The 23,383-nt window shown below is 56.7% G+C and carries 25 protein-coding genes; 8 read left to right on the plus strand and 17 right to left on the minus strand.

The genetic code is table 11. The features are described 5' to 3' along the window. Positions 1 to 29 precede the first annotated feature (29 nt). The 13 genes from ACR0NE_RS15480 to ACR0NE_RS15540 form a co-directional block, all read right to left on the minus strand. Positions 30 to 674, minus strand: a complete 645-nt coding sequence (locus tag ACR0NE_RS15480) for a DUF1523 family protein (RefSeq protein WP_170408694.1) — start codon at positions 672 to 674, stop codon at positions 30 to 32. Between the two features lie 10 nt (positions 675 to 684). After that, positions 685 to 951: a hypothetical protein gene (locus ACR0NE_RS15485; protein ID WP_170395242.1), complete on the minus strand. Its 267-nt coding sequence runs from the start codon at positions 949 to 951 to the stop codon at positions 685 to 687. 1 nt (position 952) lies between these two features. Beyond that, on the minus strand, positions 953 to 2,290 hold the full coding sequence (locus tag ACR0NE_RS15490) for a DUF6638 family protein (RefSeq protein WP_170597145.1): 1,338 nt from the start codon (positions 2,288 to 2,290) through the stop codon (positions 953 to 955). Between the two features lie 366 nt (positions 2,291 to 2,656). After that, complete coding sequence (locus tag ACR0NE_RS15495; protein ID WP_170597144.1) at positions 2,657 to 4,588, minus strand: ATP-binding protein; 1,932 nt, start codon at positions 4,586 to 4,588, stop codon at positions 2,657 to 2,659. Between the two features lie 55 nt (positions 4,589 to 4,643). After that, positions 4,644 to 5,762, minus strand: a complete 1,119-nt coding sequence (locus ACR0NE_RS15500) for a hypothetical protein (RefSeq protein WP_170597143.1) — start codon at positions 5,760 to 5,762, stop codon at positions 4,644 to 4,646. A 307-nt stretch (positions 5,763 to 6,069) separates the two neighbouring features. Next, entirely contained in the window at positions 6,070 to 7,149 is a 1,080-nt protein-coding gene (locus ACR0NE_RS15505; protein WP_170423295.1) for a coiled-coil domain-containing protein, read from the minus strand. 210 nt (positions 7,150 to 7,359) lie between these two features. Then, complete coding sequence (locus ACR0NE_RS15510) at positions 7,360 to 7,791, minus strand: hypothetical protein (protein WP_170597142.1); 432 nt, start codon at positions 7,789 to 7,791, stop codon at positions 7,360 to 7,362. A 223-nt stretch (positions 7,792 to 8,014) separates the two neighbouring features. Continuing rightward, a complete protein-coding gene (locus ACR0NE_RS15515; protein WP_170395206.1) occupies positions 8,015 to 8,482 on the minus strand; it encodes an Hsp20 family protein in 468 nt (155 codons plus the stop codon). A gap of 122 nt (positions 8,483 to 8,604) precedes the next feature. Beyond that, positions 8,605 to 9,420, minus strand: coding sequence for a trypsin-like serine protease (locus tag ACR0NE_RS15520; RefSeq protein WP_170396061.1), 816 nt, complete (start codon positions 9,418 to 9,420; stop codon positions 8,605 to 8,607). Next, positions 9,420 to 10,205, minus strand: a complete 786-nt coding sequence (locus tag ACR0NE_RS15525) for a trypsin-like serine peptidase (protein ID WP_170423291.1) — start codon at positions 10,203 to 10,205, stop codon at positions 9,420 to 9,422. The genes ACR0NE_RS15520 and ACR0NE_RS15525 overlap by 1 nt, the downstream gene beginning before the upstream one ends. Positions 10,206 to 10,322: 117 nt before the next feature. Beyond that, a complete protein-coding gene (gene glcF / locus ACR0NE_RS15530) occupies positions 10,323 to 11,636 on the minus strand; it encodes a glycolate oxidase subunit GlcF (RefSeq protein ID WP_170597141.1) in 1,314 nt (437 codons plus the stop codon). A 3-nt stretch (positions 11,637 to 11,639) separates the two neighbouring features. Next, positions 11,640 to 12,734 carry an FAD-binding protein gene (locus ACR0NE_RS15535; RefSeq protein ID WP_170597140.1) on the minus strand — a complete coding sequence of 365 codons (1,095 nt, stop codon included), beginning with the start codon at positions 12,732 to 12,734 and terminating at the stop codon, positions 11,640 to 11,642. Positions 12,735 to 12,784: 50 nt separating this feature from the next. After that, entirely contained in the window at positions 12,785 to 14,224 is a 1,440-nt protein-coding gene (locus ACR0NE_RS15540) for an FAD-linked oxidase C-terminal domain-containing protein (protein ID WP_170597139.1), read from the minus strand. An 80-nt stretch (positions 14,225 to 14,304) separates the two neighbouring features. Here ACR0NE_RS15540 and ACR0NE_RS15545 point away from each other — a divergent pair, with 80 nt between their 5' ends. Next, complete coding sequence (locus tag ACR0NE_RS15545; protein ID WP_170395190.1) at positions 14,305 to 15,015, plus strand: DUF599 domain-containing protein; 711 nt, start codon at positions 14,305 to 14,307, stop codon at positions 15,013 to 15,015. A gap of 35 nt (positions 15,016 to 15,050) precedes the next feature. After that, positions 15,051 to 15,398 (plus strand): hypothetical protein, encoded by a 348-nt coding sequence (locus tag ACR0NE_RS15550; protein WP_170597138.1) that lies wholly within the window; start codon positions 15,051 to 15,053, stop codon positions 15,396 to 15,398. A gap of 3 nt (positions 15,399 to 15,401) precedes the next feature. Here ACR0NE_RS15550 and ACR0NE_RS15555 read toward each other — a convergent pair whose 3' ends face one another. From ACR0NE_RS15555 to ACR0NE_RS15570, 4 genes are all read right to left on the minus strand, one after another. Continuing rightward, positions 15,402 to 15,887, minus strand: a complete 486-nt coding sequence (locus ACR0NE_RS15555) for an NAD(P)H-dependent oxidoreductase (RefSeq protein ID WP_170597137.1) — start codon at positions 15,885 to 15,887, stop codon at positions 15,402 to 15,404. 1 nt (position 15,888) lies between these two features. Beyond that, positions 15,889 to 16,359, minus strand: coding sequence for a 23S rRNA (pseudouridine(1915)-N(3))-methyltransferase RlmH (gene rlmH, locus ACR0NE_RS15560; protein ID WP_170597136.1), 471 nt, complete (start codon positions 16,357 to 16,359; stop codon positions 15,889 to 15,891). A 44-nt stretch (positions 16,360 to 16,403) separates the two neighbouring features. After that, the gene (rsfS, locus tag ACR0NE_RS15565) at positions 16,404 to 16,763 is read right to left on the minus strand and encodes a ribosome silencing factor (RefSeq protein WP_039541351.1); all 360 of its coding nucleotides are present in this window, start codon (positions 16,761 to 16,763) and stop codon (positions 16,404 to 16,406) included. A 164-nt stretch (positions 16,764 to 16,927) separates the two neighbouring features. Then, a complete protein-coding gene (locus ACR0NE_RS15570) occupies positions 16,928 to 18,289 on the minus strand; it encodes a mechanosensitive ion channel family protein (RefSeq protein WP_170395177.1) in 1,362 nt (453 codons plus the stop codon). Between the two features lie 123 nt (positions 18,290 to 18,412). Here ACR0NE_RS15570 and ACR0NE_RS15575 point away from each other — a divergent pair, with 123 nt between their 5' ends. From ACR0NE_RS15575 to ACR0NE_RS15600, 6 genes are all read left to right on the plus strand, one after another. Then, positions 18,413 to 18,508, plus strand: a complete 96-nt coding sequence (locus tag ACR0NE_RS15575; protein WP_260023663.1) for an isopropylmalate isomerase — start codon at positions 18,413 to 18,415, stop codon at positions 18,506 to 18,508. Positions 18,509 to 18,551: 43 nt separating this feature from the next. Then, positions 18,552 to 19,955 (plus strand): 3-isopropylmalate dehydratase large subunit, encoded by a 1,404-nt coding sequence (leuC, locus tag ACR0NE_RS15580; RefSeq protein WP_170395174.1) that lies wholly within the window; start codon positions 18,552 to 18,554, stop codon positions 19,953 to 19,955. Positions 19,956 to 19,993: 38 nt separating this feature from the next. After that, on the plus strand, positions 19,994 to 20,548 hold the full coding sequence (locus ACR0NE_RS15585) for an HdeD family acid-resistance protein (protein WP_170395171.1): 555 nt from the start codon (positions 19,994 to 19,996) through the stop codon (positions 20,546 to 20,548). Between the two features lie 42 nt (positions 20,549 to 20,590). Then, positions 20,591 to 21,196, plus strand: coding sequence for a 3-isopropylmalate dehydratase small subunit (leuD, locus tag ACR0NE_RS15590; protein ID WP_170395169.1), 606 nt, complete (start codon positions 20,591 to 20,593; stop codon positions 21,194 to 21,196). A gap of 331 nt (positions 21,197 to 21,527) precedes the next feature. Then, entirely contained in the window at positions 21,528 to 22,358 is an 831-nt protein-coding gene (locus ACR0NE_RS15595) for a hypothetical protein (RefSeq protein ID WP_170395166.1), read from the plus strand. Continuing rightward, a complete protein-coding gene (locus ACR0NE_RS15600; protein WP_170597135.1) occupies positions 22,355 to 23,377 on the plus strand; it encodes an endonuclease/exonuclease/phosphatase family protein in 1,023 nt (340 codons plus the stop codon). The genes ACR0NE_RS15595 and ACR0NE_RS15600 overlap by 4 nt, the downstream gene beginning before the upstream one ends. The last annotated feature ends 6 nt before the right edge of the window (positions 23,378 to 23,383 follow it).

The following is a 23,383-nucleotide window of genomic DNA, read 5'->3' on the forward strand; positions in this document are numbered from 1 at the left end:
CCACAGCGCACGCCTTTTGGTGTACCACTTTACTTGGATTTCCAACTGTCCAGCCAGCGGCGAAAGCCCTTGCGCTTTTCATCTATTGCATCACCAGCGGCGTAAAGACCATCTTCCATGTTCTCCAAAACAGGATCGATCTTCTTTTGCCGAAACCGCCGCCATCGAACCCAGATGGCCCAAACCAGCGCAGCAAACAAAGTCAGGAAGACAATATTGAACCACGGGATGATGCGGACATCCGGCCCCTCGACATGCCGGATGAAAATTGCGTTGGGAAAAATCGACATGAATTCATTCCGCCAGCCGTAGTGCGTTACGACCACCCAATCGGGGTTATCTTTGGTCGACTTGGCATCGTTGGCCTCGGTGTAAAGGTTCGCAGTGTCGAACTTGAAATAAGGCGGCCAGCCCCAACCGGTGTCTTCGTTGCGATAGACAATCGGCTTCCCGTTGGCGCGTACGGCCTGAATGAACTGTACATCGCGGTTTGACAGGCTGGTGGATTGATCTTCAGGCTCGGACCAGAAGATTCGCGTCCAGTCCGTCAGGTCCTGACGTTCCTCATAGGTGTTGACGATCCGCACCACATCGTGCTGCGGTAGGGAATACTGCAAGATCACGGCGATCGTGCCCCAGAAGATGATAATGAACGCCCATTTCACATAGGCCATGCCTTAACCCTCACATGTAATTCACGATGTAGATCAGCGCGCCAATCGCCACCCAAGGTACAATATAGACACCCAAAATCAGTTTGCGCCGGAATGAGTTGTCGTAGACGTGCAAACCACGCGCAACAAACGCTTCTTTGTTACCGGTTTTGCCCTTTTCGTCCCACCACGTCTCCAACTTTCGCCGCCTAACTCCTCGCGAATAAAAGGACAGCGCGAAATAGGCAATCGTCTGGATCACCAGCAGGATCAGAAACAGGCGCATCGCTCCGAACATCTTAATCTCTCCTGACCGCGCCCCAAGGGCCGACCCGTGCGATCACTGTTTCGCTGACCCGGTCATTGCCGGTCATATCCGGTTCATGACCAAATAGAGCCGCCCGCGCACCAGCCTTGTCCACCTGATACTCGCGGGCAAGGAAGTCGGCAACATAGGCTTTCTTGGTCTCGGGCCAGGTCCTGTAAGTAATATAAAACAATTCCTTGTGGCAGATGAACATCTGCCGCGGATCCAGCGGAGCCAATTCGGTCAACAGCATATTCACCAGATCGCGGTTCGGCGTATCGGCTGCGCGCAATGTGTAGAAATAAGCGGGATGATCCGAGGTGATGCGTGGCCAGCGCCCACCATCTGTCGCCCAGCGCAACAGTTGTGCGAGGCCGTGGTACGCCTCGGGCAGGCGATCGGCGTGATTGCGGGCCAGTCGGCGCATGTCGCTGCGATCCAACCCGCTCAGATCAACATCTGCGTCAGCAGCCGCAGCAATGGTCAGAAAGTCCATCTTCTGTTGTAAGATCGCTGCGGCATCCACGCCGCGCGCCTTAACGATAGGTTCAACCAGATCGTTGTAGTCGAGAAACTTGGCAATCTGGTTCCGCTGCGACGGGTCAAAAATATATTTGATCGGCATATCGTCAGGCTTTTCGCCCATGCAAATCGCCGCCGGGTGATCCATATCCGGGAACAGGTAGAGCCCGCCAAAGTGCGCCGTCCAGAAGTTGCGCTGCTCGAAAGCGGTATGGCGCAGGCGCACCGGATTGCGCGTTACGTCGCCAGTTTCTTTGGCGGTTTCGATCATCTTGGCGATCAGCACATCGTCGAACCATGCATCCTCTTCGGTTTTGAAACGTTCGACCATGCCCGCTAGCTGCTGGGCCTTGCGTAGGGTGCCGCCTGCGGTGTCGGCCTCGATCTCGATCTTGCTCAGGTTCAACAGGTCGCGCGGCGTGCTGAGTTTGATGACTGAGTTCACCAGCTCTCCGGCCACCGCATCGGTGGCGGTCAGGGCGAATAGCTGCGCTTCGTTCATCTCGATGAAGTCCCGCAGGATATCGCGCGAGGTCGAGAATTTGACGTTCAGCAGAGGCGCGCGTTTCTGTTCGGTCGTCAGCAAGATGAACTGCCGGTTGACCCCGTTAGGGTTGAGGTAGAGCTCGTCCTCCAGCTCAATCCCCACCTCCGGCGAATAGCCCGAGATATCGACGTGGAAATCCGTCAGCGCCGTGGCCTTGCCCGCCAGATGCTGCAGCGCGCGGTTATACCGCTCGACCAGCGCCGGGCTGGAGATGTGGACGAGGTTGCCGAACATCAGGCCTTTTTCGATGAGGCGGATCATGACATATGCCTTCCCGCGCAACGGTAGCGATGCACCCGGTACGAGGGTGGGTGCGGAACGCGCCCGCCCTGGGAGGCGGGTCGGGCGCGTCGCGGCTGCGCCGCGATTATTGAATGTGTCAAAACTAAACTTGTCATTTCGAAACTCGCCGCCAAAAATAGTACAATACTGTGGCGGCCACGCACAAAATGCCTGCAATTGTCAGAAAGCCAAAAATCACTTCGCTTGGTGGGTCCGTCACTGAGCATGTGCGAACAATACGAAAGTTCTCAGGTGATAAACCCTTCCAACCGCAAATCGTTACGGTCATGAAAATCGCTGGAACGAAAGAAAATATCGCGACGACGATGGCTAGTCGGAAAATACTCACCCCTTCCCCTCCAGATACCGCCGCTTGGCCTCCTCCATCCGGCCCATCTCGCGCACGGCGTTTTCGATGGCGACCTCGTCGCTCTTGTCGGCATAGCGGAATTCGCTGTCGGCGTAGCGGTTGATCTCCTGGATTACCATTTCCACCGTGATCAGCTGGCGCAGGTCGTCGATCATCGCCTTCTTGGTGTCGTAGTCGCGGAACAGGAACAGGTCGGGGTTTTCCATCCACTCGTCGGGCAGTTCGAAATCCATCGCGCGGACCTTGACCGCGTCGGTGATGTTCTTGATCGCACGGCCGGTGAACCGCTCATCCGCCTGCTGGATCGCTTTGAGGTAGGTGCCCAGTTTGGCAATCGTGTCCATCTGGCCGATCTCGCCGGAGACGCGGTCAAAGACCTGCAGCAGGGCATCCTCATGCGGGCGGGCGTGGCTTTCGAAACTGGCGACGACGGCCTTTTTGATCTCCTGCGCGGCATAGGCGTCGTGTTCGCCCAGCGGAATGTCGTGGTTGCGGCCCATCAGCAGGTGCAGGATGTCGATGTAGTCCTCACGCGTTTGCGGACCGTCCACTAGGAACCGCGCGCCCGCCCGCTGGCGTAGGGCGTCGTCCACATTCTCTGGGTAGTTCGAGAACATGCCAAAGGTGCAGTTGCCGCGCACGACGGTGTTGGCCCCCGCAAAGCTCTCCATCAGCACGGCCGTGATTTCCAACTGTCCGGCTGACGACTGCCGATCGCCGCGTTTGCCCGCAAGCTGGTCGATATCGTCGATCGTGCCGAAACCGATGACCGAGGGGTCGATGATCGTGTTGATGAAGGCCTTCGCGTTCTGGCCGGATTTGCCCTGATAGCTGTCGATGTTGTCGGTGCTCAGGTTCTGGTAGCGGAACGGATAGCCCGCGTTCTGGCAATAGTCGTTGATCAGCCCGGCCATCATCTGGATCAGCGTGGTTTTACCGGTGCCCGGTTTACCGTCACCCATGAAGGTGAAGATGAACCCGCCAAGCTCGGCGAACGGGTTCAGGCGGCGGTCGAAGTCATAGGCCATGACCATCTTGGCCAGCTTCATGGCCTGATACTTGGCGATATGGTTGCCCACCACCTCGTTCGGTTTCTTGAACGTCATGGTCAGCGTGGTGGATTTGGCCTTGGAGGCCGGTTCAAACCCTCGGATCGTCAGGTCATCGGCCTCGATATGCCACGCGGCATTCTGGAACGGGGCTAGATGGCCGGCCGATTGCGCGCGCAGGGCGGCTTTCTCCATCAATTGCTCGGCATAGGCGCTGGTGGCCGCGATCAGGTGGGCATCATCGGGGGCGTGTTTGGCAATGGTCTGGTCCAACTCCCACAGCGCGCCGTGCAAGGCGAGTTGGCCGTTGTCGGTCAGGACCTCTTCGATCTCACCGATATCGACAGTGGTCTCTCCCAGATGCGAGGACATCAAGTACGCCAGCGCATTGCCGAAGGTGTGCGAGGTGATCAGAGCCTCGGCAGTCAGCAGTTCCGAGAATTCGGTCTTCCGCGCGGCGGGCAAATCGCCCGCAAGGTTCGCGCGTTTCAAGTCTGCCAACGGTGTCTGTTCGGCGTAGGCCTCGCTCACCGCCAGAGCGATGGCAACCGCACGGCGGATTGCCTGCTGCGTTGTGGCCTGCGGTGGCGAGACCAGCGCATCGCCATCATCCGAGGCCTCGATCCGTTCGACCAAATGCACCCCGTCTGCGCGCACTGTGCGCCGTGTCACCAAACCCGGCGTGGTGGACCGAAACCTCCGTCCGATCGACACCCCCGGCGACCGTTCCGTCGACGTCTCCACCGCCTTGGCAATCCGCGGTGCGTGTTCGAACCCATTCAGCAAGGCGGTCGCTGCCGGGTAATGCTTGCGAATATCCGCCTCGCGCAATTCCATCTGATCTGACGTCAAACTCATCTTAAAAACCGCCCTTGATTCATCTTTTTCAAAAATACTCTCGCCGAAGGCGAAACTAATACCTCAACACCTGCCCTGACTTGCTGACCACGAACTTGCGCACATCGGCAAACCCTGGAGGGTTACGCTCGGCCAGCACCTGAAACGGACGCTGGGGCAAGATGATCGACCGTTGGGTGCGTGTGGCCCCGGTTTCGGCCCCTTGCGCGCCGAATGGGTCGAGAGCAAAGACCTCACGTTCGACGGTGGAAAACCAACCGGCGCGTTCTTCGATCACATCTTCGCTTTCCAGCTCTTCCGTGGTCCAGGCCAGCGCCCAATCCTGACCTTGCGGAGATTGCGCATCCTCCAGCACCTGCCGCAGGGGGCCGGATTGTTCGGTATAGGCCGAGGAATACATTGGCCCCACATGAATGCGGCGCAGGTGTTTGGGGTGCAGGTCGTCGAAATCCTGATCGAACCCTTTGGCTATGGTCACCAGTTTCAACCCGCCCAAAGACTGCGCCATCAGATGCGCCTGCACTTCGGGCCAGCGGCGTTGGTCTTTGGGAAGGGCGGTTTTGCCGCTGTCCTCCAGTTGCATCAGGTAGATCACTGGCAGGTTGATCTGGCTGTCATAGACCGCCCAGTGGATCATGAACTTCCGCCGTTCGCCCTCATTCCCGATCCAGTGGCACTCGGGATCGTTGCGGGCCCAGAACAGCTGACCTTTAAGCAATTCCTCGTAATAGAGCCTTTGGGACAGCGCAAATTGCAGCTTGGTGGGGATGTCCCGGTCGCCAATGATGGTGCGCACCATGTCGGTTTTCAGATCGTCTTCCGAGGGCATATTCGCCAGATGCACCTGCGCCTGCTGCGCGTCATTGGCCATGGTCAACAACTCGGCCGCCACCGGAAACCCGCTGTCACGCTTGTCCATCGCGAGGCTACCAAAGAACCGCCCTGTATCGCGCCCGACCAACAGGTATTTCATGGAGAGCGCGCGAAAGGTGTAGAGCAACCCAGAGAGGTAGCGCGAGATGATCCGCACCTCTTGCTTGCTGATCGCACCCTCCGCCTCCATCGTCGCAGCCACGCGCAGGAGGTGGACGGTGATCACCTCGAATTTGCGGAAGTAACGGCGCGAGGCGAAAGTGTCGGTCAGGCCGACATGGTCTTGAGTAGGATCAGTCATTCCTTAGTGCTTCCGTCCTCTCGAATGCCTGACCACCACATCAGAAGTCCACCCATCGGCCCCTCACATTTACTTTTCCATTTCATCATCTGATATTCGTTGGCAGACACCTTGGTTGCCTTCCAAATGAACCTATTCAATAGCGGTCCTATCCCTAGAAAGATGATGAAAACGAACGAGATAAAGCCAACGGGCCTTGCGTTGGATGGGCATGGACCATTGCCAAATGCACACGGATCAAGGTGATAGGCGTAAATCCCAAGCCCAAGACCAATCATGACAAATAGGTAAGATCGGACACGAGAACTCATCCGCCATACAAATTCTTATCATGCTTCTCGACAATCGAGGCAAACCGACGGGCAAAGCGTTCATCCGCCTTGGCCTTTTTCTCCAGCACGTCGCGGGCAAAGACCATGTGGTCCTCATGCGCCTCGAGCATGTCGGCCATTTTCTGGTTGGTCGCGGTGCCGATGGCGGCCATGGCGGTTTGCGCCTCTTGGTCCGTCTGCACGCCGATCTCGTTGATGCGGTGGGCCACGTCCTGCTGCTGCGCGGTTTTCAGCGATTTGGTCAGGGCGTCATACAGCACCACGCGCTGCTGGGTGTCTGTCTGCAGCTTGTTGATCAGCACCATCTGCGTCGCTGCCTGGTTCTGGAGTGAATCGACCCAAGTTTTACCCTTTTCGATATAGCGTTCCAGCGTCTGAGACTTGGCCAGCTTGACCTGCTCTTCCTGAACCTTGGCGTTGTATTGCTTGTTCAATTCGGCCAATTCAGTCTCTAACTGGGTGCGGGCGGCAGCATCCTGTTCGACGCTGATCTTGTTTTCCAGCGTGATGATTGTTGGGTCCATACCCTGAATCTCGGCGCGCAGTGCTTCCAACTCGGCCACCGTCGCCTCACGGTCATCCAGCGTGACAGTCAGGTTGTCTTCGACCTTGACGCGCTGTTCCTCCAGTACCGACAACTGCCCTTCCAGCAATTTTACGATCACATCGGACTTGGCGATCAGGTCCTGCAGCTTGTCATCAATATTGGCGGTGCGCATGCGTTCCTGCCGCATGGACTCGGATTTGGCCTTGGCGAAGATGCCGACGAACGACTCCCACCCGGTTTTCGAACGCATTTCGTCGAAATCCTTGGAAAACGCGTTGGTCACGTCGTCGAGCCCCATGATCAACTCAGCGATGTTGGCGTTCATCACCTCGGTATGGGCGTGCACATCTTCCAAAGTGGCATTTTCAATGTCGATATCTGCCTCTGCGGTTCCGATCTTGGCACGCGCCGCTTCGATCCGTGAGGTCAAGCCTTCAATCTGCGACTGGCTTTCGCGGACTTTCTGTTGCGTCTCTTGAATCAATGCTTCGAATTGCTGGTTCGACATCTGCTATCCCTATTCTTCTTATCATCCAATGACATAGGGAATGTTATGGCAATTTACATCCCCTTGGGTCTCCAAATCACCAAGACTGTGACAAACTCGACGCTAAAAAGATAGACGCAGAGACAAGGCCGAGACACATTGCCTACTGGTTTTCAGAAGGGAAAATAGAAGCTCTTGGATTTCTTAAGTTGAAGTTGCCGAAGGGCAAGCTCAGTAGTTTGAGTAGCGGAAATTAACCACAGCATCATCTTGAATAGCGCAATGGGCTTTTATGTGGCTCCGCGCATCATTGCTGTCCTTTGAGCGCGCGACCTCCAAATCAATCAGATCGATGCCATCAGAATTCGTCGTATAGGAAAGCGTCCGCTCAAAATCGACGGCATAGTAGCCTTGATTGCTCATGGCGGTGTGGGTCCGATGCATACAAAGCCCGATCGCATTCTCCTCGGGCGAAACGTGCGGGTGCTTCTGGTATTTTGATCCGTGCTTGTGATGGTGTTTGGCGATCGACGCTCCCAGCACACCCAACGCGACCCCAGCGATAAGCGCTCCTGTATCGTTGGCACGGGTTGGTGTCGCGGTCAGTGTGGTCGATGCAACAACGGCACAGACTATAGCGGCAAAAACGGATTTCATTCGCATCTATTTCGTCTCCCTCTGTAGGCAGTGAACAAAATTCAGTTCATTGAAGTGTTCCAGAAGAGACTAGCCTGACGACCTAAACTATTGCCAGATTTTCGTGAAAACGTGTTGCCCACCATGTCCGTGTTGCGATGGATACAACTTCGCCCCGCGCCTGGAGGAACGCGGGGCGTGTGGTGCGACAATCCAGAGAGGCGGGACTGTCGCTAAGTGATCAACGGCCTCAGTTCACGGCTTTGGCGTCAACCACGTCCTTTTCAATGGCCTTGCCAGACGAAATTTCGATCCGGCGCGGCTTCAGGGCTTCTGGCACTTCGCGCTTCAGATCGATGTTCAGCATGCCGTTCTCATGGCTCGCGCCGGTAACGCGAACGTGGTCGGCCAGAGCAAAGCGGCGCTCGAACGCGCGGGTGGCGATGCCACGGTGCAGGTAGCTGCGCTCTTTTTCGTCCGAAGCTTTCTTGCCGGAAACCACCAGAGAATTTTCCTTTACCTCAACCGACAGATCGGCCTCGGAAAACCCTGCAACAGCGACCGAAATGCGGTAGGTATCAGCATCGGTCTTTTCGATGTTGTAAGGGGGATAGCTGGGCTGAGCCACGTCATTGGTCAAAACCCGGTCCATCATGTCTGCAATCTGGTCGAAACCGATGGTTGCGCGGTGAAGTGGTGCGAAGTCAAATGTACGCATGTCGTATCCTCATCTTTGAGCGATTCACGAAATTGCCCTCCGAAATGGACGGGCGGTGATTTATGCCGGACCCCAGCCTTGGCGATCCAGTAAAACTCAGATGGGAAGTAAAAGGACTGGGTTCAAGACCCGCCCGCGCTGAGGAATTTAGCACCCGAACTGGACTTGGCTGAACCCGGCTGCAATCTGCGGATTGTTGCCGTGGGTCGGGGCGCGTCACGACGCAATATCGCCTTGAGTTCCGAGACAATCCCCGACAGCTCCATCCCGTAGCCGATCTTGCGTTGACCATCCGATGCGCCCGCCGAAACAACCGACAGGATCTGCCAACGCGGGCCTTTTTTTGCTAAAATAGCGGAGCCCGACGAACCGAATGTAATATCGCAATCAAAGCTGATCAGCCCCTGCCCGCGTTGCAGGATGCGGCAAGAGCGTTGGCGCGTGATCGCCTCGGCCCGACCGCGACCATACGAGGCGACGCTGATTTCGCTGTCGCTGACGCGGCCGCTGTGCAGGGCGAACGGATCAGCAATCGAATAGGGAATCGGCTCTTCCAGCCGCATTAGAGCCACATCAATTCGAACACGTGACGCCGATACCGGCGCATTGGCAACAAAATCGGGATGGGTCGCAATCTGGATGACCTTGCGATCCGCAAGCGCCTGACCGTCGCTCAAACCGGCACGAAAGGTCAATTCACCGGGGGCATAGGGTTTTCCGGTGGCCTTGCTCACAGCGCAATGCGCCGCTGTCAGCACGATGTCCTTTGCTATCAAAGTACCGGTGCAAAAGCCCTGTTCGCCGATATCCAGACGTCCGACCGCCTCCCACCCATACAGATCATCGCGATCCGTCAGTCGGCGCTTGCTGCTGGTCTGGGCCTGCGCGGCAGTTACGAGAATAGAAACAAGCAAGGTGATACTTAGAAAAACACGCATCATGGCTTAAGGAACTTTGCTCCGAGGTTTTTGGTGTTGTTGTCCAATGTGGCGTTCATACCCCGCCCCTGCGAAAGCTCGGCCCGCAACAATTCCAGCGATTCATCCAAGGCGGTGCCCAGCGCAACGCGTTGACCCTGCAATTCGGCCTTCGCTGCAACGACCGACACAATGCGTGGCCGCTCGCCGTCAAACGAAAAGATCGGCGCGCCGGATGCCCCGAAATCCACGTTGCAGGACATAACCAGAATTCCAGCCTGTCGCCCAATGACGGAACAGACTTCCTGCAGTGCTGGCGCTTCGGCGCGGTCATGCGCGTACGAGACAACCCCCACCTCTTGACCGCGGGCAGGACGGCGTCCGGTTTCGAAAGGAATGACCGAGGTGTTGCGGATCGGCTGCCACAGCTCGATCAGCGCAATATCATGACGCACCCGCGTTGCAGAAACATTGCCTTCATAAACATAGTCGGGGTGAACCACTGTTCGACGCGCCGGACGATAAGCCGAGGCGGAACCAAGGCGCCAACCGGCCAGAAACTCGATCCGGGCCGGATTAATTCGCTGTTTCGTGGTCTTGTCGTACAGACAATGCGCAGCCGTCAGTACCAGAGTCGGAGATATCAGCGATCCGGTACAAAACCCAGTACCGTCGATATCCAGCCGACCAACCGCCATCCACTCGCGCCCGGCATCGGTGGTTTCCAGGCTCCTAAGCCCAGTATCCTGCGCCTGTCCTGCCAAGGGCAGCAAGCTGAAGACAATAGCCGTGATCCAGTTGCGCACGCGGGTCTCCGGTCATGGGGTCCGACCAAGATTCGTATGCCGTTGGTGCGGCGAAAATAGGGCAATTGCCCCTTGGATGAAATTCAACCGGACCTGATGCGCGGGTGCAGCAATCGATCAACGCAGTTGGGGTACCCCAGCCATGCCGCCGCGCAATGCGCGCGGTTCCGGCCCTCCGGTGGCCCAGTCCAGCAGCTCGACTGTGTGGACAACGGGCGTGTTAGTCCCAGAGCCGATCTGCATCATGCATCCGATGTTACCTGCCGCGATAACATCAGGGTTCCTAGCCTCAAGCGTGCGCACTTTTCGTTGTTTCAACTTACCCGAAATCTCAGGCTGCATCAGGTTGTAGGTTCCTGCACTGCCACAGCACAAATGACTATCTTTAGGCTCTAACACTGTGAATCCAGCAGATTTCAGCAGGTTCTTGGGATAAGAGGTAACCTTTTGCCCATGTTGCAATGAACACGCCGCGTGGTAGGCAACAACCAGTTCTTTCTTGTCGCTGTTCGGCATCTCCAGCTGCACCAAAAGCTCACTGATATCCATCGCCATGGCGGATACACGCCCCGCATCCACCGCCAGCGGATCACTGCGGAACATGTGCCCATAATCTTTAACCGTGGTCCCACACCCCGAGGTGTTGATCACGATCGCATCCAGACCATCACCATCCATTTCGCGTGTCCAGGCCCGGATATTGGCTGCAGCAGACGCATGGCTTTCACCGGTTTTACCCATGTGATGGGTTAATGCGCCACAACAGCTGGCACCTTCGGCGACAACGACCTCGCAGCCCAATCGGGTCAGCAGGCGAATCGTGGCGTCGTTGATGTCGGTGTTCAGCGCTTTTTGCGCACAGCCCGTCATTAGGGCGACGCGTTTCTTCTTAGCGCCTTTTGCTGCAAAGCTCTGAGGGTCATCATTGCGACTGACTGGTGGAATATATCTCGGCGCCATGTCCAGCATCGCCTTTAGCCGGGCATCCGGCATCAGAAACCGGAACGGACGACCCAGCTTTGCCCCGATTAGAGCCCAGCGAAAGCGTGTCGGATAAGGCAGGATTCTGGCCAATATCCAGCGCAGAGCCCGATCCGAGAACGGGCGCTTGTAGTTGTCTTCGATATATTCCCGTGCGTGGTCCACGAGGTGCATGTAATGCACGCCCGAGGGGCACGTGGTCATGCAGGCGAGGCAGGATAGGCAGCGATCGATATGCTTGACAGTCTTTTCGTCCGGAACACGCTCATTCTCCAACATGTCCTTGATCAGATAGATGCGCCCGCGAGGGCTGTCCAACTCATCGCCTAGCACCTGATAAGTCGGGCAGGTTGCTGTACAGAAACCACAGTGAACACAATTTCGGAGTATCTCGTTGGATCGCTGAATCGCTGGGTCTTGCAACTGCTTTTCGGTAAATTTCGTCTGCATCGCCTACCCCATCAGACCCGGATTGAACACGTTCCGAGGGTCAAATCTCTTCCGAATTGCCTTTGTTAGAGCCTCAATCTGCGTGCTCTCCGGTTGGAACCGCCCAAATTCAACGATGGTGTCAGCCTCTGCACGTACCAGCGTTGCATGTCCTTCAAAGTGACCCAGTCGTGCACGCAGATCAGTGCCCTTTGGCACCAATACCCAGATCAAGCCCCCGCCCCAGTCAAATAAGGTTCGATCCACGTCGATCCGTTCTGCAAGGCTGGCTGCATCGCCGGGTTTCACCGATAAGCGCCAGACATCACCTTCCAGATCCTGAAACGCACGCAGATCACGCAGATCGACCCAGCGGTTCCTCGAATTCTCTAACTCGGTGCATTCGCCCCCAAGGATTTCGCGCAATCGACCTACCCGATAGGCAACCGAGTCGGCAAATCCTTCGATCCGCAACAGCGCCTGCCCACCCAGTGGATCATAGGCTGCACTGCTCACCTCGAAGGGGGATTTCAGGGCAGTGGACATGAGATCAACTGCGGTTCCTACATCAGCGGCCCCGACTGCCAGAGTGGTCTCAATCTCAGGTCTAGGCAGCACTTTCAGTGAGACCTCGGACAGCACCCCTAGCGTGCCCCAGGAACCCGCCATGAGCTTGACCAGATCGTAACCGGTGACATTCTTCATCACCCGCCCGCCATTCTTGATCACCTGCCCCAACCCGTCGACATAACGTACGCCCAACAGGAAATCCCGGCACGCGCCCGCCTGAATTCGACGCGGCCCCGAGATGTTGGCCGCGACAACACCGCCGATTGTCGGTTCCCCCGTGGTGCCCAGCAAACCGCGATGATCCATCGGCTCGAACGCCAGTTGCTGGCCCTCGGCCTCCAAAGCCGCTTCGATCTCAGTCACTGGAGTCCCGGCATTCGCGACCAGAGTCAATGCGCCCGGCTCATACTGTGTAATTCCGTGCAGTCCTGACAGGTTCAGCACAGGCTCGGGCCCAACAAGGCCGCGCGTGCCGCCTCCGGCAATACGCACTGGGCCATCCAGGCCGGCAACGATGTCCGCAAGTTCAGCCTCGGTTTCAGGTGTCATGGCACTTCATCTTTTCGCAAATACTCTGGGTATTGATGGGGAAGGCTCATCTATTCTGCAGCCATCCTGCGCGTGGCAGACGCCTTTAGCGGAAACACCTTTGCTGGGTTCAACAGCCAATTCGGGTCAAACACATCTTTCACCGCCATCTGCGCCTCAAGATCCTGTGGTTCATATTGGTGTGTCATCAGATCACGCTTTTCGATGCCGACCCCATGCTCACCAGTCAGGCAGCCCCCCGCATCAACGCAAAGCTTCAGGATGTCCGCCCCGAACGCTTCACATTTCTCAAGATCGCCGGGTTTGTTGGCGTCAAACAGGATCAAGGGGTGCATGTTGCCGTCACCGGCATGGAACACATTGCCGACTGGCAGGCCATAATCTTTGCTCAGCTCCCCGATCCGGCGCAGGACGAAGGGTAGCGATGAGACCGGGATCGTCCCATCCAGACACATATAATCGTTGATTTGCCCCATCGCGCCGAAGGCCGATTTCCGCCCCAGCCAGATACGGGCGCTTTCATCAGCCGATTGGCTTTCTCGCAGCTCAACCGGATTATGCCGCTTGGCGATCTCGATAATCTTCGACAACTGGCTATCGATCTCTGCCTCTGATCCTTCAACTTCGACAATCAGCAACGCCTCGCAATCAGGATAACCCGCTTGGGCGAAATTCTCGCAGGCTCGAATACAAAGGCGGTCCATGAACTCGATCGCGACAGGCAATATGCCCGATTTGATTATGTCAGAGACGCATTGACCGGCCACTTCATTATCGTCAAAGCCCATCAGAACGGGCCGCGCACCCTCAGGTTTGCGCAGGATGCGCAACGTTGCTTCAGTTACGACACCCAATTGCCCTTCGGATCCGCAGATAACACCCAACAGGTCCAACCCGCCTGCATCCAGATAGGCACCTCCAATTTCGACCACGCTGCCATCCATCATGACCATAGTCACACCCATCAGATTGTTGGTCGTCACCCCGTATTTCAGGCAATGCGCGCCGCCGGAATTCATCGCGATATTTCCGGCAATGGCGCAGGCAAGCTGGGATGAGGGATCGGGGGCGTAAAAGAAATCCTCTTGTTCAACGGCACCGGTTACACTCAGGTTGGTTCGGCCGGATTGCACTTTGATAAATCTGTTGTCGTAATCGATTTCCAGAACTTCGTTCATCCGTGCAACGCCTAGAATCACACAATCTGCCGTCGGCAGGGCACCACCCGCCAATGACGTGCCCGCGCCGCGCGGTACAACCGGCACACCCAGTTCATGGCAAATGCGCAAGACATCGGAAACCTGCTGCGTGGTCGAAGGCAGTACAGCCAGCATTGGCGGGCATTTATAGGCGGTCAGCGCATCACATTCATAAGCCCTGGTCTCGGCCTCTTCATGGATAACAGCATCCTTCGGCAGCACTTGCTGTAGTCGCGCAACCAATGCCTGCTTGCGTGCTAAGACATCCGGATTTGGCTTGGGCATTTCCATCGCTGATCCTCCATTTGGTAAAATTATATTACCAATTTTATCGACTGGCAAGTTGCCGAATCCAACAATAGTGTCGCGGCATGACCTGGATCGACCGCACATTACTGTTTTCCTCGCTGGACTATGCAGCCGTTTTGCTATTGTTCGCGACATGGCTGGGGATTGGGTGGAGGATCGAAAATCCGTCCTCTCAGAAACCATCGGTTTCATTGATGATGGATGATTTCCGCAAGGTCTGGATGCGTGAAATGGTGACGCGCCAGCCGCGTGTGTTCGATGCACAAGTGATCTCGGCCATGCGCCAGGGCAGCACGTTCTTCGCTTCGACAATCATGATTGCAATAGGCGGCGGCTTGGCATTGCTTGGCAATACCGAACGCCTTGCTGGGGTTGCTGAAGATCTTGCCATCGGCCGTGCGCCTGCCATGGTTTGGGAAATCAAGATACTGATTATTCTGCTTTTTCTGTCGAACGCTTTTCTGAAATTTGTCTGGTCGCATCGCCTGTTTGGGTATTGCGCAATCCTGATGGCCGCTGTTCCAAATGATCCCGATGATCCACAGGCCTATCCACGCGCCACACAATCCGCTGATATCTGCATCACGGCGGCTCGTAGTTTCAATCGCGCGTTGCGGGCGACATATTTTGCGTTGGCTTCAATTGCATGGATACTTGGACCGGTAGCCCTGATCCTAAGCTCAATCGTCACATTCGGTGTGCTCTATCGTCGCGAATTCGCCTCGCATTCGCGCACCGTAATCATGACTGCGCCACCAAACACAGAGTCGTGATCGCAATGCCATGCGCGAGCGCATAGTTTGGCCCCATGCGATATCTGATTCTCAGCGCCTTACTGGCCAGCCCCGCATTCGCCGACCCTCCGACGGTCGAACAGGTTTCAGCCCAATCAAATGGGGATACCTGGCGGTTCGACGTCACGATCCGCCACTCCGACACCGGATGGGATGACTATGCCGACGGCTGGCGTGTTCTGGATATGCAGGGGGACGAGCTGGGGATGCGTGTGCTGCATCACCCTCATGTCGATGAGCAGCCCTTTACACGGTCACTTGGCGGGGTGGTGATTCCGGACGGGACCACGCAGGTGCAAATTCAGGCGCGCGACAATGTCGGTGGTTGGAGCGAAGACACGACCGTGGTCGATCTGAACTGACCCTCAGAACACCCCGAGGCTGAGACCTGCGGCCAAGGCCGCTCCAACCTCACGACAGTTTTCAAGTTGTTCTTCAGGAATGATCTTTTCGGCCAAGATCGCTTTGGGTGTTTGCGCATGAGTGCAGATGATCAGGGGCGGTTGCACCTCTTTCAACCGCCACCCCGTTGCGATCCGTGCCATCTGTCGCGCGGCATTCTCACCATCTGATCCGGCGCAGACCATCTGCGCATAGGGTCGACCTTCGATCCTCCCCAGCACAGGATAATAACAGCGGTCGAAAAAATCTTTCATCAGACCCGAAATCGCAGCCAGGTTCTCGGGTGCGCAGAAGATATAGCCATCGGCGGCCAGCAGGTCGTTTGGCCCGGCCTGATCGGCGGTTTTCAGGATGGTGTTCGCTTCATCCCGCGCTGCTTCGGCTGCGGCTTCAGCCATTTGCCGGGTGCCGCCGGTGCGCGAGTGGTAGACGATCAATAGCTGCGCCATGTCAGACCCGGTGATAAGGGCCGCCTGAAAGGATGGTCGCGGCCCGGTAAAGTTGCTCGGCCAGCATCACACGGATCAACATATGGGGCCAGACCATTGACCCAAAGGATAGGGAAAAATCAGCCTCCGCCCGCAGATTAGGGTCTATTCCGTCCGCTCCGCCGATGATCAGCGCCAGATCCTGTCGGCCCGCGTCGCGCCATCCACCCAGCTTTTTTGCAAATTCAGGCGAGGACAACACCCGTCCGCGCTCATCTAGCGTACAGATCACCACACCCTTGGGCAGCGCCTTGCGCAGCAGGGCCGCCTCGGCCCCCATGCCTGCGTTTTTCTTGTCTTCGACCTCGATCACCTTCGCAGGACCAAGGCCCAGCGCGCGGCCGGTCCTGTCAAATCGGGTCAGGTAGTCGTCAAGCAGGGATTTCTCCGGTCCGGCGCGCAATCGCCCGACCGCAACGATGCTGATACGCATGTCTCTCTCGCCTCCGACCCCTCAATACAGGCCGGGATAGCGCCTCAATTCGCCGAGGCGCTGCCGCCCTGAGGCAGCCACATCTTTTCCAGCTGATAGAATTCACGCACTTCGGGGCGGAAGATATGAACGACCACGTCGCCCGTATCGATCAGCACCCAGTCGCCGGCATCCTTGCCTTCGACCTTCGAGGTGAAACCGAATTCCTGCTTGATGCGATCCGTCAGCTTTTCCGCCATGGCCGAGACCTGGCGGGTCGACCGACCCGAGGCAATCACCATGTGATCCGCAACAGAAGACTTACCTTGCAGGTTGATCTGCACGACGTCTTCGGCCTTGTCATCGGAAAGTGAGGAAAGGATACGTTCAAGCAGCTTGTCGCTGATTGACTGAGAGTGGGCCATTACACCGGCCCCATCATCGGCGGGCAAACCCGCCTGTGTATGTAGAGACAGGACATAGTCCTCCTTTGCTGCGCGCCGTGAAACCCCGGCGCCGGGGTACTAATAAGGTAACAAGGGGATTGCAACATTTCAATGAAAGGGCCGACGCTGCGCCCCACATCCAGTCACTCTTTGGCGAGATGTTGCACCTCGGCGTCGGCCTCCAAGCCGCCCAATACACGGATTTCACGCTGCGGGAACGGAAGCGAGATGTCTTCGACCTTGAACGCATCCCACAGCGCCAGGAAGACATTGCCTCGAATGTTTGTCAGACCCTTGTTCGGATCACTGATCCAGAAGCGCAACACATAGTCCACGCTGCTGTCACCGAAACCAGTGATATGGCAGACAGGTTCATGTTTGCCTCCACTCAGCACTCGACCAACCGTCTTGACGGCACGGATCGCTGTCGCGCGGACTTTGTGCGGGTCGTCGTCGTAGCTGGTGCCGAAATCAAGATCCAACCGCACGAAACGGTCGGAATGCGACCAGTTTACAACCTGATTGGTAATCAGATCTTCGTTCGGAATCAGATATTCCCGACCATCCCGCGTAACCACCGAGACATAGCGCGCGCCCAGCGCGTTAATCCAACCAAATGTGTCCCCGAGTGAAATCACGTCGCCCGGTTTGATCGACCGGTCCATCAGGATGATGATGCCTGAGATCAGGTTCGAAACCACTTTTTGCAGGCCAAACCCGATCCCGACGCCAATGGCCCCGGACAGCAACGCTATGCCAGTCAGATCAAACCCGAGGGTGCGGATCGCCGCCATGAACACCGCCCCGTAGAGCAGCACCTGAATACCCTTGGCCAGAAGAACCTGCATCGATGGGGTTATGTCTTGATTGTTCGTAAGGCCGCGCTCAGCCGCGCGTGTGCCGACACGCGCCAAAGTCAGCAGGACGCCGATCAGCAGTACAGCCTTGATGATGCCCAGCGCCGAGATATGAAGATCACCGATAGAAATGGCGACGCCATCTAGGAAACCGGCTACATCATCCGTCAGGTTCAACGCAATCAGCGTGGCATAGACCCACATAGACCATTTAAATATTTGTCGCAGCGTTCGGTTTCTCACCAATCGCGAAACCAACGCGATGGCCAGCCATGCAACAGCCAGTGTTGCGAAGACACCAAGTATATAGCTCCGCGACGGCCATGTGACCTGTTGCATCACCAGATAAAGCCCACCAGACAGCAACACAAAATAGACCAACGTCAGACGGCGCATCAGTTGTATCAATATCCGCAGACGCCATTTTGGCCATCCCACCCGGGCCCTCGCCCAGGTTTCCCATCGGCCCTGCGTCAGCAGTTTCAGCAAGAATGAAATTGCCCAGAGAAACAGGATGATGATGAGTTGATACTGCCGCCATCCTGGGGTGACGATCAACTCGACCAGACCTTCAATTTGCGAGGAAAACGCCGCCGTCATGTTGGCGTAAAGCTCCGAGAGCGTCTCCGGTAGTAAATCCTGGTTCATTCACCTCTCCTGCAGGTCAGCTTGGACAGCGATGCTGGATGATGCAAGCCCGCAGTGAGACGGTTGGGATTGAACCTTGATTGACACGAATGCCCGTTATATCTGGTGCGTATGAGACTCAATGTGGCCCAAGAACAGAATCTGGAAGATCGCGCGCGTCTGCGTGAACGGTTCTTTGGGGCTGCCCGCACGGTCTTGGCCCGCCTATCGGCGGCCTAAGCCAACTCGCCAGCTATTTCTCATTTCATACGGGAGAGGACCGATGTCCCCCAAAACACTCTATGACAAGATCTGGGATGCCCATGTCGCCCACGAGGCCGATGATGGCACCTGCCTGCTGTATATCGACCGCCATCTGGTTCACGAAGTGACCAGCCCACAGGCGTTCGAAGGCCTGCGCATGGCGGGCCGCAAGGTGCGCGCGCCAGAAAAAACCATCGCCGTGCCGGATCACAACGTTCCGACCACGCCGGACCGTGTGAATGGTATCGAAAACCCGGAATCACGCATTCAGGTCGAGGCACTGGACAAGAACGCCAAAGATTTCGGCATTCACTATTACCCTGTGCACGACGTCCGTCAGGGCATTGTGCATATCGTCGGCCCCGAACAGGGCTGGACCCTGCCCGGCATGACCGTTGTTTGCGGCGACAGCCACACGGCGACTCATGGTGCATTCGGCGCTCTGGCCCACGGCATCGGCACGTCCGAGGTTGAACACGTTCTGGCCACCCAGACTCTGATCCAGAAGAAGTCCAAGAATATGAAGGTCGAAATCACCGGCAAACTGCAGCCGGGTGTGACCGCCAAAGATATCACTCTGGCTGTGATCGGCGAGACCGGTACTGCTGGCGGCACAGGTTATGTCATCGAGTATTGCGGCGAAGCGATCCGCGATCTTTCGATGGAAGGGCGCATGACCGTCTGTAACATGGCCATCGAAGGCGGTGCCCGCGCTGGCCTGATCGCGCCGGATGAGACCACCTTTGAATATGTCAAAGGCCGCCCGCATGCCCCCAAAGGCGCGCAGTGGGAAGCCGCGATGGACTGGTGGAAGACGCTTTACACCGACGAAGATGCGCATTTCGATAAAGTCATCACGCTGCGTGGTGAAGATATCGCGCCGGTCGTCACTTGGGGCACCAGTCCCGAAGATGTGCTGCCGATCACCGCATCCGTACCGCATCCCGAAGATTTCGAAGGCGGTAAAGTCGACGCGGCCCGCCGTTCGATCGAGTATATGGGCTTGGAAGCCGGTCAAAAGCTGAGCGATGTTGAAATCGACACTGTTTTCATCGGCTCTTGCACCAACGGTCGGATCGAAGACCTGCGCGCTGCGGCGGAAATCCTGAAAGGCAAGAAGATCAAGGACGGCATGCGCGCCATGGTCGTACCAGGCTCGGGCTTGGTGCGTGCACAGGCCGAAGAAGAAGGTTTGGCCGAGATCTTCAAAGATGCCGGTTTCGAGTGGCGTCTCGCGGGCTGTTCAATGTGTCTGGCGATGAACCCCGACCAGCTGCAACCGGGCGAGCGCTGTGCCGCGACTTCGAACCGCAACTTCGAAGGCCGTCAGGGTCGCGGTGGGCGTACCCATCTGCTGAGCCCCGCAATGGCTGCCGCTGCGGCAATCACAGGACGGCTGACAGACGTCCGTGAATTGATGTAAGAGTCTCTCATATCTAGATATTTGATGGAGAGACTAACATGAGTGATTGGGTCAAATGGCTACTGCTTGGACTTTTGTCCATAGCATTCGGGGTGTTCGTATTAGGCGCACCGGTCGTGGCGTCCGTTGCCGTAACAGTAGTAACCGGTGTGCTGCTATTGATTGCGGGCGGAATGCAGATCGTTGGTGGCTTCACGGTTGAAGGCACTGGCAACAAGATCCTGTCACTCATCATGGGTGCGGTCATGCTGTTTCTGGGCTGGTCCTTTCTGGATCACCCGCTGCAGGGCACGCTGACGCTGGCAACTGTGATGCTGATCCTGTTCATGGCAGGCGGCATCGCGCGGGTCATTCTGTCGTTCCAGATGAAAGGAACGCAGTTTTTCTGGCCCACGATGATCTCGGGCATCTTGTCGATCATCCTCGCCGGCATCATCTGGACCTATGTGGGCAAGGAACCGGCTGCTCTGCTGAGCATACTCGGGATCTTCCTGGGCATTGAGATGCTGTTCAACGGATTCGGATTGGTCTTCATGGCGTTCTTCGTCAAGAACGCACCCAAGGACGAAACAACAGAAGCGAAAGAAGCTTAAACGCGGAGCACGGGCGCGGCCCTACCCCGCAGGAGTGTAGAAATGGAAAAGTTCGAAAAAGTCCACGGGGTGGCCGCCCCAATGCCACTGATCAATATCGACACCGATATGATCATTCCCAAAGTGCACCTGAAAACCATCAAACGCTCTGGCCTGGGTGTCGTGCTGTTTGATGAGATGCGCTATCACGATCATGGCGGCGAGAACGAAGATTTCGTTCTGAACAAACCCGCTTATCGCAACACCGAGATTCTGGTGGCCGGCGACAATTTCGGTTGCGGCTCGTCGCGGGAACATGCGCCATGGGCGATCAAAGATTTCGGCATCAAGGTGGTGATCTCGACCAGCTTCGCCGACATCTTTTTCAACAACTGCTTCAAGAACGGCATCCTGCCCATCGTAGTCGAAGAAGAGCATCACGCGATTCTTATGGATGACGCGCACAAGGGTGAAAACGCCCGCATGACGGTGCATCTGGAAGATCAGCAGATTACCACTTCGGATGGCATGGTCATCGAGTTCGACATTGACCCACACCGCAAGCACTGCCTGCTGAACGGTCTGGACGATATTGGCCTGACGATGGAAAAAGACCATCACATCGACAAGTTCGAAGATCATGCGAGTCAGGCCCGCCCCTGGGTATGACTCTGGGGACGAATCTGTTGATACTCAACCTAACAGGGTCGCAAGCGCGGCCCTGTTCGCATTCTTGGGGCAAAAACCCAGAGCACCACAACATGTAGGTATCAATTTGAGATACACGTCGGATTTGCGTCGAAATTGATGCAATCCCGCACCAGTTGCGCCATCATTTTGCCCGAAATTGCGTGTTATTTGCTCATTGGCTTGAGCGAAATACCGCTTATCGGCAAAGTTGGCACCCATGAGGTAGCCGCCAACGAACGAGCGGTGAGCACAAGTTGGACGATAAGTCGGCACAGAATCGACTACGCCGGTTTGAAAAAGGGTTCGGATTGTGATTGCACGCACAACGGGGGCGGCGATACGTGGATTATTGGTAGCACTTATGGTGCTTACCCCTGCGTTGTACCTGCCTACATCGACGTCGAATGGGACTGAGATTGTCGTCTTTCTGGCGATCCTTGCGTTTATCCTGACTTTCTCGGAATACAACTCGGCCTTTCCAAGCTTTATCGAATTTCGTGACGCACCACCTGTGAACAGGCTGCGCTTTGTCGGTTTGATGTCGATGGTTACCTTCCTGACGCTGATCTGCAAGAACGCCTATGCCCCCTCGGAACTTACTGGCCTGTTTTATTCAGTTGGCCTGATGGTCGCGAATGTGGTGGATTTCCCCTACTCCCCCGTTCGTCTTGTGGTTCTGATGCTGCCCGCCGATGCCAGCCAGCCCCTCGTAGATTTGGTGCGTATCTCCGCCAGCGTCGCTTATGTCGCGGCCTTGGTTACCATCGCCAGCTTTGCCTATGCAGTGAAGCTTCGGGGATGGCCAACAGGCAACGGCGCGTTCAACGTCTGGACCAATCTACCGCTGTTTGACCCAACCAAGGGTGGTGATGTGGTCACCCGTCTGCAGCGTGACGGGCGGCTCAACATCGCAATTGGGGCTTTGCTGCCTTTCCTGATTCCCGCCCTGATCAAACTGATGGCTGCTTTCATCACGCCGATCGCGCTCAGCAATCCGCAGACATTGATCTGGACCCTTTGCGCATGGGCATTCCTGCCTGCCAGCATGATCATGCGAGGCATGGCGACACTACGCATTGCCGGCCTGATCGTTGAGAAGCGCCGCGCATACTCAACTTCCGAGTCAACTCAGATCGCATGATCCGACTGCTGGTTCTGTTGCTGTTGCCCTTTACGGCACAGGCAGAGACATTGCGCATCGCAAGTTTCAATACAGAACTCAGTCGCGAAGGTCCCGGCCTGTTGCTGCGTGATATTCGGCGGAACGACCCTCAGGTCGCTGCGGTGATCGAGGTGCTGATGACAACCCGTCCCGATATCGTCGCGCTGCAAGGCATCGATTGGGATTTAGACGGGCTTGCCCTTGCTGCGCTGGTCGAGGCGCTGAAAAGCAACGGCTTGGATTATCGATACAGTTACGCCGAGCAACCCAATTCCGGGATCGAAACCGCGTTGGATCTGGATGGGGACGGCGAGACGGGCGGCCCGGGCGATGCACAAGGCTGGGGGCGGTTCACCGGCCAGAATGGGCTGGCAGTGCTGTCCCGCTATCCTATCGCTACCGATCAAGTGCGGTCATTCACCCAGTTGCGGTGGCGCGACTTGCCGAATGCCCAGCTGCCAGCCGAGGATGGAGAGCCCTTCCCATCACCACAAGCGCAGGCTGTTCAGCGGCTGTCTTCTACATCGCATTGGGTCGTTCCAGTCGACACCCCGGGTGGTCGCCTAGACCTGATGACGTTTCACGCCAGCCCGCCTGTCTTTGATGGACCTGAAGATCGGAACGGACTGCGCAACAGGGATGAAATTCGGCTCTGGTCGCTTTTGCTGAACGGTGATCTGGGTGAGAAACCTGCGGGGCGTTTTGTCATCGCAGGTGATGCGAACCAGGATCCTTACAAAGGCGAGGGTCGCAAATCGGCAATCCGTGATCTTCTGGCCAATCCGCAACTGCAGGATCCGATGCCTGTTGACCCTGCGGGGTCAACTTCAACAGTTTTGTGGAAGGGCGTTGGCGAGATGAGAGTGGATTATGTCCTACCTTCGGCGGATTGGCGTGTGCACGATGCGGGCATTTACTGGCCGGAACCCACATCCCGTGACGCGGCCGTCGCCGCAAGCCGTCACCGGCTTGTCTGGGTCGATCTGTTCGACGAATAGGCTTCG

This window comes from Ruegeria sp. C9 (genome assembly GCF_056537585.1).

What these genes read in the sequence shown, in the direction of transcription:
- ACR0NE_RS15480 (WP_170408694.1), bottom strand. Translation starts at nt 674, where the DNA reads ATGGCCTATGTGAAATGGGCGTTCATTATCATCTTCTGGGGCACGATC.
- ACR0NE_RS15485 (WP_170395242.1), bottom strand. Translation starts at nt 951, where the DNA reads ATGTTCGGAGCGATGCGCCTGTTTCTGATCCTGCTGGTGATCCAGACG.
- ACR0NE_RS15490 (WP_170597145.1), bottom strand. Translation starts at nt 2,290, where the DNA reads ATGATCCGCCTCATCGAAAAAGGCCTGATGTTCGGCAACCTCGTCCAC.
- ACR0NE_RS15495 (WP_170597144.1), bottom strand. Translation starts at nt 4,588, where the DNA reads ATGAGTTTGACGTCAGATCAGATGGAATTGCGCGAGGCGGATATTCGC.
- ACR0NE_RS15500 (WP_170597143.1), bottom strand. Translation starts at nt 5,762, where the DNA reads ATGACTGATCCTACTCAAGACCATGTCGGCCTGACCGACACTTTCGCC.
- ACR0NE_RS15505 (WP_170423295.1), bottom strand. Translation starts at nt 7,149, where the DNA reads ATGTCGAACCAGCAATTCGAAGCATTGATTCAAGAGACGCAACAGAAA.
- ACR0NE_RS15510 (WP_170597142.1), bottom strand. Translation starts at nt 7,791, where the DNA reads ATGCGAATGAAATCCGTTTTTGCCGCTATAGTCTGTGCCGTTGTTGCA.
- ACR0NE_RS15515 (WP_170395206.1), bottom strand. Translation starts at nt 8,482, where the DNA reads ATGCGTACATTTGACTTCGCACCACTTCACCGCGCAACCATCGGTTTC.
- ACR0NE_RS15520 (WP_170396061.1), bottom strand. Translation starts at nt 9,420, where the DNA reads ATGCGTGTTTTTCTAAGTATCACCTTGCTTGTTTCTATTCTCGTAACT.
- glcF (WP_170597141.1), bottom strand. Translation starts at nt 11,636, where the DNA reads ATGCAGACGAAATTTACCGAAAAGCAGTTGCAAGACCCAGCGATTCAG.
- ACR0NE_RS15535 (WP_170597140.1), bottom strand. Translation starts at nt 12,734, where the DNA reads ATGACACCTGAAACCGAGGCTGAACTTGCGGACATCGTTGCCGGCCTG.
- ACR0NE_RS15540 (WP_170597139.1), bottom strand. Translation starts at nt 14,224, where the DNA reads ATGGAAATGCCCAAGCCAAATCCGGATGTCTTAGCACGCAAGCAGGCA.
- ACR0NE_RS15545 (WP_170395190.1), top strand. Translation starts at nt 14,305, where the DNA reads ATGACCTGGATCGACCGCACATTACTGTTTTCCTCGCTGGACTATGCA.
- ACR0NE_RS15550 (WP_170597138.1), top strand. Translation starts at nt 15,051, where the DNA reads ATGCGATATCTGATTCTCAGCGCCTTACTGGCCAGCCCCGCATTCGCC.
- ACR0NE_RS15555 (WP_170597137.1), bottom strand. Translation starts at nt 15,887, where the DNA reads ATGGCGCAGCTATTGATCGTCTACCACTCGCGCACCGGCGGCACCCGG.
- rlmH (WP_170597136.1), bottom strand. Translation starts at nt 16,359, where the DNA reads ATGCGTATCAGCATCGTTGCGGTCGGGCGATTGCGCGCCGGACCGGAG.
- rsfS (WP_039541351.1), bottom strand. Translation starts at nt 16,763, where the DNA reads ATGGCCCACTCTCAGTCAATCAGCGACAAGCTGCTTGAACGTATCCTT.
- ACR0NE_RS15570 (WP_170395177.1), bottom strand. Translation starts at nt 18,289, where the DNA reads ATGAACCAGGATTTACTACCGGAGACGCTCTCGGAGCTTTACGCCAAC.
- leuC (WP_170395174.1), top strand. Translation starts at nt 18,552, where the DNA reads ATGTCCCCCAAAACACTCTATGACAAGATCTGGGATGCCCATGTCGCC.
- ACR0NE_RS15585 (WP_170395171.1), top strand. Translation starts at nt 19,994, where the DNA reads ATGAGTGATTGGGTCAAATGGCTACTGCTTGGACTTTTGTCCATAGCA.
- leuD (WP_170395169.1), top strand. Translation starts at nt 20,591, where the DNA reads ATGGAAAAGTTCGAAAAAGTCCACGGGGTGGCCGCCCCAATGCCACTG.
- ACR0NE_RS15600 (WP_170597135.1), top strand. Translation starts at nt 22,355, where the DNA reads ATGATCCGACTGCTGGTTCTGTTGCTGTTGCCCTTTACGGCACAGGCA.